Raw genomic sequence first — 15856 nt, forward strand, 5'->3', positions numbered from 1 at the left:
CGGCCGCACACTGACCGGTAGCCTGTCCTTCGTGTCTATGTCTCAGAATCCCTTCGGCCAGGTCCTCGTTGCCCTGGTGACTCCCTTCACCGCCGACGGCGAAGTCGACTGGGCGGGCGTTGCCCAGCACATCGACGACGTCATCAGCGCCGGAGCGGACGGCATCGTCGTCACCGGCACCACCGGTGAGACGTCTACCCTCACCGACGCGGAGAAGATTCGCCTGGTCGAGGTCGGCAAGGATATCTCGGGCGGACGCGCGAAGATCATCACCGGCGGCGGGTCCAACGAGACCGCCCACGCCATGCAGCTTGCCAAGCAGAGCGAGAAGGCGGGCGCCGACGGCAACATGATCGTCACCCCGTACTACAACAAGCCCACCCAGGCCGGCGTTCTCACCCACTTCCGCATGATCGCGGATGCCACGGATCTGCCCGTGATCCTCTACGACATCCCCGGACGCACCGGTATCCCGATCGAATACAAGACGATCCTGCGGGCCGCGAAGCACCCGAACATCCTCGCCGTCAAAGACGCCAAGGGTGACCTGGCCCAGGTCAGCCGCGTGCTCAACCAGACCGACCTGATGTACTTCTCCGGCGACGACCCCAACGTTCTGCCGCACCTCTCGATCGGGGCGACCGGCCTGATCGGGGTCACGGCGAACATCGCCGCCACCCCGTATCGCCAGATGGTCGACGCCGTGAATGCGGGCGACCTGAAGGCGGCCACCGCCGCGCATCAGCAGCTCGAACCGCTGGTGCGGGCCTGCATGACGCACGTTCCGGGTACGGTCGCGGTCAAGTACATCCTGCACGGCCTCGGCCGAATCAACAGCCCGCGCGTGCGCCTGCCCCTCGTCGGCCCGGAGGAGTGGGAAGCCGCCCAGATCGAAGACGAAATAGACCTGGTCAAGAACATCCCCGGGGTCAACTTCTCCAACTTCCGCCCGGACCGCAATGCCGCGGCCGGCGGCGCCCTGCCGAAGGTCGCCGGAACGACACGCTAACCGCTCCACCGAACCCCGAGGAGGGCCTGTGCCCATCGATGTGTACGACCCGGCCCCGCTCACGGCGGGAACCCTCCGCATCACGCCGATCGGTGGCCTCGGCGAAATCGGCCGCAACATGACCACGTTCGAGATCGACGGCAAGCTGCTGATCGTCGACTGCGGGGTGCTGTTCCCCGAGGAGCACCAGCCGGGCGTGGACCTGATCCTCCCCGACTTCAGCCCCATCCGGGACCGCCTCGACGACATCCTCGCGGTCGTGCTCACGCACGGCCACGAGGACCACATCGGCGCCGTCCCCTACCTTCTGAAGCTGCGTGCGGACATTCCGCTGATCGGTTCGGGCCTGACCCTCGCCTTTATCGAGGCAAAGCTCAAGGAACACAAGATCACGCCGTACACGCTGCAGGTCAAGGAGGGCCAGACGGAACGGCTCGGCCCGTTCAACCTCGAGTTCGTCGCCGTCAACCATTCCATCCCCGACGCCCTGGCTGTGGCCATCAAGACCGCCGGCGGCACCGTGCTGCACACCGGCGACTTCAAGATGGACCAGCTGCCGCTCGACAACCGCCTCACCGACCTGCGCGAATTCGCGCGTCTCGGCACCGAGGGCGTCGACCTGTTCCTGGTCGATTCCACCAACGCGGATGTCCCGGGCTTCACACCCACGGAACGCTCCATCGGTCCCGTCCTCGACGACGTCATCGCCCGGGCTCCCCGACGGGTGATCGTGGCCAGCTTCTCCAGCCACGTGCACCGGGTGCAGCAGGTGCTCGATGCCGCCCACGCGAACGGTCGCCGCGTCGCGCTCCTGGGCCGCTCGATGGTGCGCAACATGACCATCGCCGCCGACCTCGGCCACCTGCGGGTGCCGGAGGGTGTGCTGGTGGACTTCAGGAAGGCCGGCAACATCCAGGGCGACAAGATCGTCTACATGTCCACGGGCTCGCAGGGGGAGCCGATGGCCGTGCTCAGCCGGATGGTCAACCAGGACCACCAGATCGAAGTCGGCCACGGCGACACCGTCATCCTGGCGTCCAGCCTGATTCCCGGCAACGAGAACGCGGTCTACCGGATCATCGACGGCCTGACCAAGCTGGGCGCCACAGTGGTGCACAAGGGTAATGCGAAGGTGCACGTCTCCGGGCACGCCGCCGCCGGGGAACTGACCTACTGTTACAACATCCTGAAGCCGAAGAATGTGCTGCCCGTGCACGGCGAATACCGGCACCTGGTCGCCAATGCCAAGCTCGCGGTGCAGACCGGCGTGCCGGAGGCGAACGTGCTCCTTGCCGAGGACGGCACGGTCATCGACCTGCGGGACGGTGTGGCCACCAAGGTCGGCCAGCTGGACCTCGGCTACGTCTACGTCGACGGCTCCACCGTCGGCGAGATCACCGAGGCCGACCTCAAGGACCGCCGAACCCTCGCCGAGGAGGGATTCATCTCGATTATCATCGTGGTCGACGCCGCCACCGGCAAGGTGATCGTCGGGCCCGAGATCCACGCGAAGGGCTTCGCCGAAGACGCCTCGGTGTTCGACGCCGTGCGCCCGAAAATCGAGGCGGCCCTGGCGGAAGCCGCCGAGCACGGGGTGCGCGACCCGTTCGCGCTGCAGCAGATCGTGCGCCGCACGGTCGGCCGCTGGGTGAATACCGCCTTCCGTCGCCGCCCGATGATCGTCCCTCTGGTGATCGAGGCCTGATCCCGCCGAGGGCGACGGATGCCGCGCGTCCGCCCAGCCCTGATGTCGCGGTCGCTGATCGCCGCCCGCAGGCGTTTTGGCGTGCCTAAGCCCCAATGTCGGGGGATCGAAGTACCGTGGTTGCATGGCTACGAGCACTAAGTCGAACGGTCGCGCCCGCAGCACGCCTGCGCGCGGCACCCCGGCGCGCAAGCCCGCAGCCCGCACCGCCGCTCAGAAGACGGTCAAGTTCACCGCGGTCGAGGTCAGGCCGAGCCTGTTCGTGCGGTCGTGGATGGCCCTGGCCCACGTGACCGGCGGGGCTGCCCGCGCGCTCGGCCCGGAGAAGCTCTCCAAAGAAGAGCGCCGCGACGGCCTGCCCTTCTTCCTCGTGCTGCTCTCGGTCGCCGGCGCCGTGATCGAGTGGTTCCTGATCAACAACGCGGTCGCCCAGACCCTCGACGCCTGGACCTTCGGCGGATTGTTCGGCCGCGTCGCGTTCGCCCTGCCCGTGATCATGCTGCTCTTCTCCGTCTGGCTGTTCCGCAAACCCAGTTCGGTGCACGACAACGGCCGCATCGGCATCGGACTATCCGTGCTACTCGTTTCGGTGTCGGGTCTCTGCCACATCTTCGGTGGCCAGCCTGCCCCCAGCGACGGCATGGAGACCCTCGCACTGGCCGGCGGTGTCATCGGCTGGATGATCGCTGCCCCCCTGATCTACCTGACCACGGCGATCGGTGCCACCATCGTCGTCATCCTGCTTCTCGCCCTGAGCCTCTTCATCATCACCAAGACCCCGCCCAACCGCATTGGTGAACGCAGCCGGGAGCTCTATGCCTGGCTGTTCGGGGCCCAGCTCCCCGATCCCGAGGAGCGCGCCGCCGCCCGGGAAGCGAAGCATGAGAAGGCCGTTCAGGTCGAACTGGACGGGGTCGACGATGACGACGGAGATGCCGGAGCGCTGCCCTGGTGGCGGCGCAACACGAGCAAGCGCGAGGAGGACCCTGACTTCGGCGGGCCGCTCGGCCCGAACGGCGCCGGTACCCCCGCCGACGATCCGAACGCCGCAGGCCCGCACGGCGCCGACCCGCTGCGCACCCTGCTCGGCGGCGACAAACGAGGCAGCTTCGACACCGCGCTGGAGACGACGCCGACGACCCCCGGTCCCAACCAGGACCATTACGGCACCGAGGTGCTCGAAGACCTGCTCCGAGCCGAAGACGTCCTCAAACGTTTCACGGGCGCGATCGACCTGCCGCAGGGCTCGTCGACCGGGCTCCAGGCCGACGACCAGACGGGCCTGACCGAGGTTCTTCCCGGTTTGACCGGAGCAGGATTCGACGCACTCGACCCGGCCGCGGCCGGTGGGGCCGCCGGTTCCGCCGACACGCCCCTGTCCCTGGTGCCGGCCCCGGTTCCGCCGGCATCAGACCAGCCCGCCGCACCCTACCTGCTGCCCTCGGACACGACCCTCACCAAGGGCCCGCCGGCCAAGGCCCGGTCGGCGGCCAACGACGAGATCGTCAAGTCCATCACCGAGGTGCTCCGCCAGTTCCAGGTCGACGCGAAGGTGACCGGTTTCTCCCGCGGCCCCACCGTCACCCAGTACGAGATCCAGCTCGGCCCCGGAGTCAAGGTGGAGCGCGTCACCGCGCTGAGCAAAAACCTCTCCTACGCCGTCGCCTCAAACGAGGTGCGCATCCTGTCGCCGATCCCGGGCAAGAGCGCGATCGGCATCGAGATCCCCAACACCGACCGCGAAATCGTCACCCTCGGTGACGTGCTCCGCTCCCCGGCGGCCTCGAACAGCACCCACCCGATGACCATCGGCGTCGGGAAAGACGTCGGCGGCGGCTTCGTGCTCGCCAACCTCGCCAAGATGCCTCACCTCCTGGTCGCCGGTTCCACCGGTTCCGGCAAGTCCAGCTTCGTCAACTCCATGATCACGAGCCTGCTCATGCGGGCCAAGCCGAGCGACGTGCGCATGGTGCTGATCGACCCGAAGCGGGTCGAGCTGGCTGCCTACGCGGGGGTTCCACACCTGATCACGCCCATCATCACCAGTCCGAAAAAGGCCGCCGAGGCGCTGCAGTGGGTGGTGAAGGAGATGGACATGCGTTACGACGACCTGGCCAGCTTCGGATTCCGCCACATCGACGACTTCAACAAGGCCGTCGTCAACAACGAGATCGTGCTGCCCGCCGGCAGCCTGCGCAGCCTCAAGCCGTATCCCTACCTCCTGGTCGTCGTCGACGAGCTCGCCGACCTGATGATGGTCGCACCGCGCGACGTCGAAGACTCGATCGTGCGCATCACCCAGCTGGCCCGCGCGTCGGGCATCCATCTCGTGCTCGCCACCCAGCGCCCCAGCGTCGACGTCGTCACGGGCCTGATCAAGGCCAACGTGCCCTCCCGCCTCGCCTTCGCCGTGACCAGCGTCACCGATTCCCGGGTCATCCTTGACCAGCCGGGCGCCGACAAGCTGATCGGGCAGGGCGACGCCTTGTTCCTGCCGATGGGAGCCTCCAAGGCGATCCGCGTGCAGGGGGCCTGGGTGAACGAGGCCGAGATCGAACGCGTCGTCAAGCACGTCACTCTGCAGGCCCGCCCCGACTACCGGCCGGATGTCTCCATGGTCGCCCCCCGCAAAGAAATCGACTCCGACATCGGAGATGACCTCGAGGTGCTCCTCGCAGCGGCGGAACTGGTCGTGTCGACCCAGTTCGGGTCCACGTCGATGCTGCAGCGCAAGCTCCGGGTCGGCTTCGCCAAGGCGGGCCGCCTGATGGACCTGCTCGAGTCCCGCGAAATCGTCGGTCCCTCCGAGGGATCGAAAGCGCGCGACGTGCTCGTCTCCGTGGAGCAGCTGCCCGGCGTGCTGGCCCTGCTGCGCGGCTCCGACGCCGAACACCACGCCGCCACGGCCACCGCTCAGGCCGCCGCAGCTCACCAGTCCGCGGCCCAGCACACGCCCGGCCCGCCCGATCCGCGCTACGCCGACGACCCGGTCGCCAAAATGTCGGAGGGGTACCTTGAAGAAGACGCATCTCCCGATGAAGACGCCTGGCAACTGACCGACAGGGACTGACCCATGGCCACACCATCCACGCCGGTCGTCCGGCCCAGCAACTGGAATCTCCCGAATCTGATCACGATCGTGCGCATCCTGCTCGCGCCGGTGTTCATCTATATGCTCCTCGCCGACGCCGGCCAGGACGGCGCGCTACGCTGGTGGGCGGCCGCCCTGTTCATCGTGGCCATCGCCACCGACGGGATCGACGGGGCCATCGCCCGTCGGCACAACCTGGTCACCGACCTCGGCAAGATCCTCGATCCGATCGCCGACAAGGTGCTCACCGGCGGAGCCCTGGTCTGCCTCTCCATCCTCGGCGAACTGTGGTGGTGGGTGACCATCGTCATCCTCGTGCGCGAAGTCGGCATCACGGTGTTCCGGTTCGTCATGCTGAAGGACCGGGTCATCCCGGCGTCACGGGGTGGCAAGCTCAAGACCGTGTTGCAGTCCGTGGCGATCTCCCTCGCCCTCGTGCCCCTCTGGCTGCTGCTGGGCGACTGGATTTACTGGGTCAACTGGACGGCCATGGCCCTCGCCCTCATCGTTACCGTCGTCACCGGCTTCGACTACCTCGTGGCCGCGCGGCGCGAGAACCGGCTCCAGCACGACCGTGGCTGATCCGATTCCTCCGGCATTCGACGAGGCCCTGTCACCTGCTGACATACCCGGGGCGACGGATGCCACCGCGCGCCTCGTCGCCGAGCTCACCCGCCGCGGCCTCACTATCGCCGTGGCCGAGTCCCTTACCGGCGGGGCGCTGACAGCCGAACTCATCCGCATCCCCGGCGCATCCGTCGTCGTCAACGGGGGAGTGGTGGCGTACCAGAGTGCGCTCAAGCACACCCTCCTCGGCGTCGACGCGGCTCTGCTCGAGGAGCACGGCCCGGTGCACCCGCAGGTTGCCCTGCAGATGGCGGAGGGCGTGCGTACGCGCCTCGCCGTCGACGGCCGGCCCGCCGACATCGGCATCGCCACGACGGGTGTGGCAGGGCCCGACGGCCAGGGTGGCCACGAGCCGGGAACGGTGTTCCTCGGGCTGGCTCGTGAAGGAGAAATATCGGTCATCCCGCTCCGGCTGCACGGAGACCGTGCCCTCGTTCGAGCGGCCTCCGTGGCCGCGGCCGTCGAAGCTGTGTGGCAGCTGTTAGCCCGTGACGCGGTGGAATAGTTCCCCGAATTCCGTGGTTACAACGAGCATATTCACAAGAAAAGCCCAGTCGATATCGGTAGTGTCAGGGTGTTCAAGGTTGTAGTACTCTTGCGATCCAACACACGCAACCACCCGGTTGAGTGGGCGCCAGAAGTATAAAACGGTACTCGATAAGCAACACATAATCAGTACGAGAAGGAGGTTCCGATGATTCTTGTTCGACAGGAAATCGGCGATGTGCTCAGGGACTTCCGCCTGCAGAAAGGGCGCACACTCCGTCAGGTAGCCAGCAGGGCCAGTGTGGCCCTCGGGTATCTGAGCGAGGTGGAGCGTGGCCAGAAGGAAGCGTCTTCCGAGATTCTGGCTTCCGTTGCAGAAGCGTTGGAGACCCCGATCTCGGTCATCATGCGGGAAGTCGGCGACCGACTGGCCATCATCGAGGGAATCGACAGGTTCCCCGACACTGTGCCCGACGAGCTCGTGGCCAACTACGACGACATGATGGTGCGCTAGTTCCATCCCATGCGGCTCAGTGAGTTCCGTCAGGCTCTGAGCGACGAGTTCGGCGAAGGCTACGGCCGCGTGCTCACTCGAGATCTCATCCTGACCCCGTTTGGATGCACCGCCGACCAGGCTCTGGCCGGCGGTGCTTCGGCGCGCGACGTCTGGCTTGCCCTCTGCGCCGAGACGGATGTCCCGAAGGCCCGTTGGTACGGCGCGGGACTCCCCGCCGCCCGCAGCTAGTTTTCGCTCGACACGCCCTGGATTCCGTGGAATTCTCGAATGCGTGTTCGCATTTTGATATACTCCTCCACAGCAGGAGTCGAAGACGGCTTATCCACTGCCGCTCCCCGTTCCCGGCTCTGTCGGACGTGCCGCGTACAGTCGGTTTGTGTCAGCGACAGAGAGCACATGCCTTGTTGAAAGCGGGTGTCGGGGTCGTCCCGGTAGCCAAACGCGACAGCCTATAGGCGCCGGAATGCACGACCGAAGGAGATCACTCATGGCATCATCAGCAGATCGCGAAAAAGCCCTCGACACCGCTCTTGCAGCAATCGACCGCCAGTTCGGCAAGGGTTCGATCATGCGTTTGGGCAGCGACGAGCGCGCCCCCGTCGAGACGATCTCCACGGGGTCGATCGCGCTGGACGTGGCCCTCGGCATAGGTGGCCTGCCCCGAGGTCGCATCGTGGAGATCTACGGTCCGGAATCGTCGGGAAAGACCACGCTCACCCTGCACGCCATCGCGAACGCGCAGAAGAACGGCGGCATCGCCGCCTTCATCGACGCCGAGCACGCTCTGGACCCTGAGTACGCCCGCAAGCTCGGAGTCGACATCGACGCGCTCCTCGTCTCCCAGCCCGATACGGGTGAGCAGGCGCTGGAAATTGCCGACATGCTCGTGCGAAGCGGGTCCATTGACCTGATCGTGATCGACTCCGTCGCCGCGCTGGTTCCCCGCGCCGAGATCGAGGGTGAGATGGGTGACTCGCACGTGGGCCTGCAGGCCCGTCTGATGTCCCAGGCCCTGCGCAAGCTCACCGGTGGCCTCAGTCAGACCAACACCACCATGATCTTCATCAACCAGTTGCGCGAGAAGATCGGGGTCTTCTTCGGCAGCCCCGAGACCACCGCCGGTGGCAAGGCGCTCAAGTTCTACGCGTCGGTGCGCCTCGACATCCGCCGTATCGAGACTCTGAAAGACGGCACCGAGGCCGTCGGTAACCGCACGCGGGTCAAGGTCGTCAAGAACAAGATGGCACCGCCCTTCAAGCAGGCGGAATTCGACATCATCTACGGCATCGGCATCTCCCGGGAAGGCAGCCTGATCGACTTCGGTGTCGAGCACGGCATCGTCAAGAAGTCCGGAGCCTGGTACACCTACGACGGCGACCAGCTGGGCCAGGGCAAGGAGAACTCGCGCAACTTCCTGCTGCGTGAAGCGGATATGGCCAACGAGATCGAGAACAAGATCCTCTTCAAGCTCGGGATCAGCCCCGAGGGTGCGGCCGCCAAGAAGGCGCAGGCCGCAATCGACGCCGCAGCCGCCCTGGTCGCCGCAGCCGCAGCCAAGGAGGCCGCAGCCGCCAAGGCGGAGTCCCTCCAGGCCAAGCTCGCCGCCCGCAAGGGGGCGTAGCGCATGGTCCACTTCGAGCCGGCCGACGAGGTCGCGTCGCTGAGTGCGGCACGTCGCAAGAGCGCGGCCCGCGGCACCGCCGCGACCCGGCCGGCCGAGCTCGAGGCGGCGCCGATCGCCGACGAACAACTGGCGCCGGTCACGTATCTCGGCGACGGTGGTCCGGCGGCGTCGAGCGGCCCCGCAGTCGACAGCGTTGCCGGTGTCGGTGCTGGTGTCGGTGTCGGTGCTGGTGCCGGTGCTGGTGCCGGTGCTGGTGTCGGTGCCGACGACGGGGACGACACCCCCGAGGGTGTGGCGTCCCGGGCCGCCGCCGATCGCGAGCACGCCGAGGGGGTGCTGCGCCAGCGGCTGCGCGGCCGGTCCCTGTCGGTGGCCGAGGCCCGCGCAGTTCTTGGCGGTACGGAGGTCGCTGAGCACGAGATCGAAGAGATCATCGAGCGCTTCATCGAGTTGTCCTACATCGACGAGGGCCGCCTCGCCGATCAGATCGTGCACAGCCACCACGAGCGCAAGGGCCTGGGGCGCTCCGGTGTGCAGGCGGAGATGCGCCGCCGTGGGCTCGATCAGGACCTCATCCTGGAAAAGCTCGACGAAATGCCCGACGACGAGACGGAACGGGCCATCGAAATAGCCGTCAAGCGGGTGGGGCAGCTCGGGCGGCTCGACGACCAGACCATCGACCGTCGACTCAACGCGTTCCTGATGCGCAAGGGCTATTCCTCGTCCATCGTGCGCGTGGCGGTGAAGGCCGCCCTTGCCTCCCGCGGTGGTTCGCCATCGCGGGTGCGGTTCCAGTAGGGAGCGGGTCGGGGCAACCCGGCCCGGTTTCGGAGGTGCCACGCGTAAGCTGGTACCCACTATGACCAGCAGCACCGCTACGCCCCCATTCTCCAGCGCCGAGACGCTGGACCCGCAGCAGTCGGCCCTGCGTACCGCGGCCCTGCGCACCTCGGCCCTGAGCGCGCCGACTCTGATTGCTCCAAGCCAGGCGGCGCACGATGCTGAGGGCCGGGCCCGCACCTACGAGGTGCGCACCTTCGGCTGTCAGATGAACGTGCATGACTCCGAACGGCTCAGCGGGTCGCTCGAAGCGGCCGGCTACGTGACGGCCGGCGGGGAGGAAGCCGACATCGTCGTGCTCAACACCTGTGCCGTCCGCGAGAACGCCGACAACAAGCTCTACGGCAACCTGGGGCAGCTGGCCTCGGTCAAGCGCCGCCACGACGGCATGCAGATCGCCGTCGGCGGCTGCCTGGCCCAGAAAGACAAGGACGTCATCCTCAAGAAGGCACCCTGGGTCGACGTCGTCTTCGGGACGCACAACATGGGGTCGCTGCCGAGCATGCTCGAGCGTGCACGGCACAACGGCGAGGCCCAGCTCGAAATCCTCGACTCCCTCGAGACCTTCCCCTCGACCCTGCCCACGAAGCGCGATTCGAGCTACAGCGGCTGGGTCTCCATCTCCGTCGGCTGCAACAACACCTGCACGTTCTGCATCGTGCCCGCGCTGCGCGGTAAGGAGAAGGACCGCCGTCCCGGCGAGATCCTCGCCGAAATCCAGGCCCTCGTCGACGACGGGGCGATCGAGGTCACCCTGCTCGGCCAAAACGTCAACTCCTACGGGGTTGAGTTCGGCGACCGTCTCGCCTTCAGCAAGCTGCTGCGCGCGGCCGGCAAGATCGAGGGGCTGGAACGCATCCGTTTCACCAGCCCGCACCCGGCTGCCTTTACCGACGACGTGATCGACGCCATGGCCGAGACGCCGTCGGTCATGCCGCAGTTGCACATGCCGTTGCAGTCCGGCTCGGACCGTATCCTCAAGGCCATGCGCCGCTCCTACCGGTCGGCGCGGTTCCTCGGCATCCTCGACCGCGTGCGCGCGCAGATGCCGCACGCGGCCATCAGCACGGACGTCATCGTCGGCTTCCCCGGCGAGACCGAGGAGGACTTCCAGGAGACCCTGCGGGTCGTGGAGCTGGCCCGGTTCGCCACCGCCTTCACCTTCCAGTACTCCATCCGGCCCGGGACCCCCGCCGCGACGCTGCCCGACCAGGTCCCCAAGGAGATCGTGCAGGATCGTTACGAGCGCCTCGCCGCCCTGCAGGAGCGGATTTCCTGGGAGGAGAACCAGGCTGTGGTCGGTCGCGAGGTCGAACTGCTCGTCGCCAACGGCGAGGGCCGCAAGGACGCCGACACCCGTCGACTCAGCGGTCGCGCCATTGACAGCCGGCTCGTGCACTTCGACGTGCCGGAAGGCTCGGAACTGCCCCGTCCGGGCGACCTCGTGACCGTCACGGTCACCCAGGCGGCCCCCTTCCACCTGATCGCCGACTCCGTCGACGGGGCTCCGCTGCGCATCCGGCGCACCATCGCCGGCGACGCCTGGGACCGCCTCGAAGCCGAGTCCTGCGGCGTGCCCAGTCACGGCGGAGCAGCAGGCGGGTCTGGCTCGGTCTCCCTCGGCCTGCCGACCCTGCGCCTACCCGACCGGGCCGTGGGCTCGCCCGCGGTGGCCAGTTCCAGCACCACGCCGATCTACGACGTCACCGACGGGGAGCGCTAGGCAGGTGCCCGGCCCGAACCCGGTGACCGGCGCCCACCCGACGCTGATCGTTGTCGTCGGACCCACCGGCACCGGCAAGTCCGACCTCTCGCTCGACCTCGCCGAACGCCTGGCCGAGGCCGGTCGGGGGGCGGAGATCGTCAACGCCGACGCCATGCAGCTGTACCGCGGCATGGACATCGGCACCGCCAAGCTCACCGTGCTGGAGCGCCGCGGCGTCCCGCACCACCTGCTCGACGTGCTGTCGGTCACCGACGAGGCCACCGTCGCCCGCTACCAGACGGAGGCCCGCGCCGCGATCACCGACATCGTGGCGCGCGGCAGCGTGCCCATCCTGGTCGGCGGCTCCGGGCTCTACGTGTCCGCCGTGGTCTACGACTTCCAGTTCCCCGGCACGGATGCCGTGCTGCGCGCCCGACTCGAAGCCGACCTGATCGAGCAGGGGCCTGGTGCCCTGTACACCCGGTTGAAGGCCGTGGACCCGGTCGCCGCCGCCCGCATCGGCGCCGGCAACGGTCGGCGCCTCGTGCGCGCCCTCGAGGTCGTGGAGCTGACCGGGGGGCCGCACACCGCCGCCCTGCCCGACGAGCCGGTCTACTGGATGCCCGCGGTCACAGTGGGCCTCCGCGCCCAGCGCGCGGAGCTCACCCCCCGCCTCGACGCCCGGGTGGAGGGTATGTGGGCCCGCGGGCTCGTCGAGGAGGTGCGCGGGCTGATCCCGAGCGGACTCGAAACCGGTGTCACGGCCAGCCGGGCCATCGGCTACGCCCAGGCCCTTGGGCAGCTGACGGGCAGCCTCAGCCGGGCGGAGGCTATCCAGGTGACGCAGCAGTTCACCCGCCGGTACGCGAGACGGCAGGTGAGCTGGTTCAAGCGTTCCCCGCACACCCATTGGATCGACTTCGACGCGCCGGATCGGGTTGACCGGGCGCTGACCCGCCTGGCCGACCCGGAACAGCCGGCCGAGCACTGGGCGGCCGACCCGGCCTCCTAAACTGGACGGCATGGGTATTGATCTGAACTTCACCAAGGGCCACGGCACCGGGAACGACTTCGTGCTTTTCTCTGATCCCGACGGGCAGATCGACCTTACCCCGAGCCAGATCCGGGCCATCTGCGACCGCCGATTCGGCATCGGTGCCGACGGCATCATCCGCGCGGTGCGCTCCACGAGCCTGGCCGCCGGTGCGATCGCCCTCGCCGAGGACGACGCGGCCGAATGGTTCATGGACTACTGGAACGCCGACGGCACGGTGTCCGAGATGTGCGGCAACGGCATCCGCGTCTACACCCGCTTCCTGGTAGAGCAGGGCCTGACCTCGCTCGACCGCGGCGACACGCTCTGCATCGGCACCCGCGGGGGAGTGCGCGACGTGCAGCGCGGCGCAACCGGCTACCAGGTCGACCTCGGCCGGTGGCGCCTCGACGGTATCGAACCGCTCGTTCGGGCGAAGGACCTGCCCGTGGCCCGCCCCGGTCTCGGCATCAACGTGGGCAACCCGCACGTGGTCGTGGCACTGGCCGACGACGACGAGCTCGCAGGCGTCGACCTCACCTTCGTGCCGCAGCTCGACCCTGACCCGGCGGCCGGGGCGAACATCGAGTTCGTGCTTCCGGGCGATCCGCTCGTCGTGAACGGTGTCGGCCGCATCCGGATGCGCGTGCACGAGCGCGGCAGCGGCGAAACACTCTCCTGCGGTACGGGGGCGGCCGCGGCGGCCCTCGCCACCCGGCACTGGGCAGGCGCGGGTGCCCCGAACCAGTGGCAGGTCGAGGTCACCGGCGGCACGCTCGGCGTGCGCATGTTTCCGACCGAGGACGGCGAGCACGTCTCACTGTCGGGTCCGGCGGAACTCGTGTTCGACGGGGTCTTCCGCCTCGGCTGAGAACTAGCTCGGGGCGATGGGCCGCGACGCGGTCTAGTCCTGGCGTTTCACCCGCAGGACCCGGAAGCCCTTGCTGATGGAGTGCCGTGAGGTGCTGAATTCGGCGGGCAGGTCGCCGTCGAGCCAGCGCTGCAGGGAGTCGGAGCCGAGGTTGCGCTGCACGACGAGCCAGGCATCCGAACCCGGCTCCAGGCGCGGCAGCCAGGTACGCAGCATGGTGTGCAGTTCGGTTTTGCCGACCCGGATCGGGGGATTCGACCAGATGGTGCGGAACGCCACGTGGGCGGGCATCTGATCGGGCCGCACCGCGGTGATGTTGGTGAGGCCGAGCTCCTCCGCGTTCAGCCGCACCAGGTCGAGCGCCCGCTCGTTGACGTCGACGGCCCAGATCGTGGCGCGGGGTGAGGCGAGGGCCAAGTGCAGGCTGATCGGACCCCAGCCGCAGCCCAGGTCGAGGAAATCGCCGCCGGGCGGCGGGGTCGGCGCGCTGTTCAAGAGCACCTGGGTGCCGGTGTCGATGTGCTCCGGGCTGAAGACCGAATTGGCTGTGGTCAGCTCGCGCTCTTGGCCTCCCAATCGAACGGTCACCTGGCGGAGTTTCAGGGTGCTGTCGGGTGCCGGGGTGAAGTAGTGGTCGGAAGGCATAGAGGGAACTTACCGTGCATCGAGGAAGTATTGTTAAAGGAATGACTGAGTCACATTTGCCCGACGACACCGACGACGTGGTCGCCCGCGTTCTCGCCAGCGCTGATAGCAAGGCTGCCGGCTATTCGCTGTTCCGCAGCGGCTCCGCGCAGGCTCTGCAGGCCGAATCCGGCCCGTCGCACGACGACGAGGGTCACGACGGCGTGCAGCAGGACCGCGAGGACCGCAACGCGCTGCGCCGCGTGCCCAGCCTCTCCACCGAACTCGAGGACGTCACCGAGGTCGAGTACCGCCAGCTCCGGCTGGAGAACGTCGTTCTGATCGGCCTGTACACGCACGGGACCGTCGCGGACGCCGAGAACTCCATGCGCGAACTCGCCGCGCTGGCCGAGACCGCCGGCGCCACCGTTCTCGACGGCCTCATGCAGCGCCGAGCGAAGCCCGACGCCAGCACCTACCTCGGCAAGGGCAAGGCCGAAGAGGTGGCCGGCATCGTCAAGGCGATGGGCGCCGACACCGTCATCGCCGACACCGAGCTGGCGCCCAGCCAGCGGCGCGCCCTCGAGGACGTCGTCAAGGTGAAGGTCATCGACCGCACCGCCGTGATCCTCGACATCTTCAGTCAGCACGCCAAGAGCCGCGAGGGAAAGGCCCAGGTCGAACTCGCCCAGCTCGAATACCTGCTTCCCCGCCTGCGCGGCTGGGGCGACTCGATGTCCCGCCAGGCCGGAGGCCAGGTGGGCGGCGCCGGTGCAGGCATGGGTTCGCGCGGCCCCGGCGAGACCAAGATCGAGCTGGACCGCCGGCGCATCCACACCCGGATGTCCCGCCTCCGCAAGCAGATCCTCGAGATGAAACCCGCTCGCGAGGCCAAGCGGGCCAACCGCAAGCGCAACGCTGTGCCATCCGTCGCCATTGTCGGCTACACCAACGCCGGCAAGTCGAGCCTGCTCAACCGCATCACCCGGGCCGGCGTGCTCGTCGAGAACTCCCTGTTCGCCACCCTGGACGCCACGGTGCGCAAGTCGACGACGGCCGACGGGCTGCTCTACACGCTGACGGACACCGTCGGGTTCGTGCGGAACCTGCCCCATCAGCTGGTGGAGGCGTTCCGGTCCACCCTCGAGGAGGTCGCCGACGCCAACGTCATCGTGCACGTCGTCGACGGCTCGCATCCTGACCCGGCGAGCCAGCTTGCCACAGTGCGCGAGGTCATCGCCGAGGTCGGCGCCCGGGAGATCCCGGAGGTCGTCGTCTTCAACAAGAGCGACCTGATCAGCGATGATGACGGGCTCGTGCTGCGCGGACTCTGGCCGAAGGGCATTTTCGTCTCGGCCCGCACCGGCGAGGGCATCGAGGAACTGCTCGCGACCATCTCGGACCTGCTGCCGCGGCCGTCGATCAGGCTCGAGTTGCTCATCCCCTACGAGCGGGGCGACCTGATCGCGGTGCTGCACGATCAGGGCACGGTGCTGTCCACCGAGTACGCCGAGACCGGCACCCAGGTTACGGCTCTGGTGACTGATGAGATTCGGGCGCTGTTCGAGCCGTTCGCCGTGCCGCCGGCCGTCACCGGCTGACCCGCCGGCTTCGCTCCGCGTACCTCGGCAGGCCTTCGCCTGCCGATGTCCGCACTCCTCCGGCCTGCCTGAGCCGCTCCGGCGCCAGCTGATGACATATTCGGTCACAGACCTGCCGGGCAC

Annotated in this window: 14 protein-coding genes; 13 read left to right on the forward strand and 1 reads right to left on the reverse strand. The window is 67.9% G+C overall.

Going from position 1 to position 15856, the window contains the following annotated elements; all coding sequences use genetic code 11:
• Positions 1 to 31 precede the first annotated feature (31 nt).
• From dapA to dapF, 12 genes are all read left to right on the forward strand, one after another.
• Positions 32 to 1009: a 4-hydroxy-tetrahydrodipicolinate synthase gene (dapA, locus tag E3O28_RS09800; protein WP_134415806.1), complete on the forward strand. Its 978-nt coding sequence runs from the start codon at positions 32 to 34 to the stop codon at positions 1007 to 1009.
• 28 nt (positions 1010 to 1037) lie between these two features.
• Positions 1038 to 2714: a ribonuclease J gene (locus tag E3O28_RS09805; RefSeq protein WP_194087077.1), complete on the forward strand. Its 1677-nt coding sequence runs from the start codon at positions 1038 to 1040 to the stop codon at positions 2712 to 2714.
• 124 nt (positions 2715 to 2838) lie between these two features.
• On the forward strand, positions 2839 to 5784 hold the full coding sequence (locus E3O28_RS09810) for a DNA translocase FtsK (protein WP_134375118.1): 2946 nt from the start codon (positions 2839 to 2841) through the stop codon (positions 5782 to 5784).
• Positions 5785 to 5787: 3 nt separating this feature from the next.
• Positions 5788 to 6387, forward strand: a complete 600-nt coding sequence (gene pgsA / locus E3O28_RS09815) for a CDP-diacylglycerol--glycerol-3-phosphate 3-phosphatidyltransferase (protein ID WP_134342204.1) — start codon at positions 5788 to 5790, stop codon at positions 6385 to 6387.
• A 43-nt stretch (positions 6388 to 6430) separates the two neighbouring features.
• On the forward strand, positions 6431 to 6937 hold the full coding sequence (locus E3O28_RS09820; RefSeq protein ID WP_134342220.1) for a nicotinamide-nucleotide amidohydrolase family protein: 507 nt from the start codon (positions 6431 to 6433) through the stop codon (positions 6935 to 6937).
• A 189-nt stretch (positions 6938 to 7126) separates the two neighbouring features.
• The gene (locus E3O28_RS09825; protein ID WP_104101176.1) at positions 7127 to 7432 is read left to right on the forward strand and encodes a helix-turn-helix transcriptional regulator; all 306 of its coding nucleotides are present in this window, start codon (positions 7127 to 7129) and stop codon (positions 7430 to 7432) included.
• Positions 7433 to 7441: 9 nt separating this feature from the next.
• Positions 7442 to 7663, forward strand: a complete 222-nt coding sequence (locus E3O28_RS09830) for a DUF3046 domain-containing protein (protein WP_104101179.1) — start codon at positions 7442 to 7444, stop codon at positions 7661 to 7663.
• Positions 7664 to 7922: 259 nt separating this feature from the next.
• Positions 7923 to 9056 carry a recombinase RecA gene (gene recA / locus E3O28_RS09835; RefSeq protein ID WP_104101181.1) on the forward strand — a complete coding sequence of 378 codons (1134 nt, stop codon included), beginning with the start codon at positions 7923 to 7925 and terminating at the stop codon, positions 9054 to 9056.
• Positions 9057 to 9059: 3 nt separating this feature from the next.
• Positions 9060 to 9857, forward strand: coding sequence for a regulatory protein RecX (locus E3O28_RS09840; protein WP_134415808.1), 798 nt, complete (start codon positions 9060 to 9062; stop codon positions 9855 to 9857).
• A 61-nt stretch (positions 9858 to 9918) separates the two neighbouring features.
• Complete coding sequence (gene miaB / locus E3O28_RS09845) at positions 9919 to 11622, forward strand: tRNA (N6-isopentenyl adenosine(37)-C2)-methylthiotransferase MiaB (RefSeq protein ID WP_104101186.1); 1704 nt, start codon at positions 9919 to 9921, stop codon at positions 11620 to 11622.
• Between the two features lie 4 nt (positions 11623 to 11626).
• The gene (gene miaA / locus E3O28_RS09850) at positions 11627 to 12616 is read left to right on the forward strand and encodes a tRNA (adenosine(37)-N6)-dimethylallyltransferase MiaA (RefSeq protein ID WP_233191418.1); all 990 of its coding nucleotides are present in this window, start codon (positions 11627 to 11629) and stop codon (positions 12614 to 12616) included.
• A 10-nt stretch (positions 12617 to 12626) separates the two neighbouring features.
• Positions 12627 to 13508 carry a diaminopimelate epimerase gene (gene dapF / locus E3O28_RS09855; protein WP_104101188.1) on the forward strand — a complete coding sequence of 294 codons (882 nt, stop codon included), beginning with the start codon at positions 12627 to 12629 and terminating at the stop codon, positions 13506 to 13508.
• A 33-nt stretch (positions 13509 to 13541) separates the two neighbouring features.
• Here dapF and E3O28_RS09860 read toward each other — a convergent pair whose 3' ends face one another.
• A complete protein-coding gene (locus E3O28_RS09860) occupies positions 13542 to 14153 on the reverse strand; it encodes a methyltransferase (protein WP_104101190.1) in 612 nt (203 codons plus the stop codon).
• Positions 14154 to 14194: 41 nt separating this feature from the next.
• Between E3O28_RS09860 and hflX the strand changes: the two genes are divergently transcribed.
• Positions 14195 to 15733, forward strand: coding sequence for a GTPase HflX (gene hflX, locus E3O28_RS09865; protein WP_134415811.1), 1539 nt, complete (start codon positions 14195 to 14197; stop codon positions 15731 to 15733).
• Positions 15734 to 15856 lie beyond the last annotated feature (123 nt).

The sequence above is a fragment of the Cryobacterium sp. TMT2-14 genome, from assembly GCF_004402465.1.
Classification (GTDB): Bacteria; Actinomycetota; Actinomycetes; order Actinomycetales; family Microbacteriaceae; genus Cryobacterium; species Cryobacterium sandaracinum.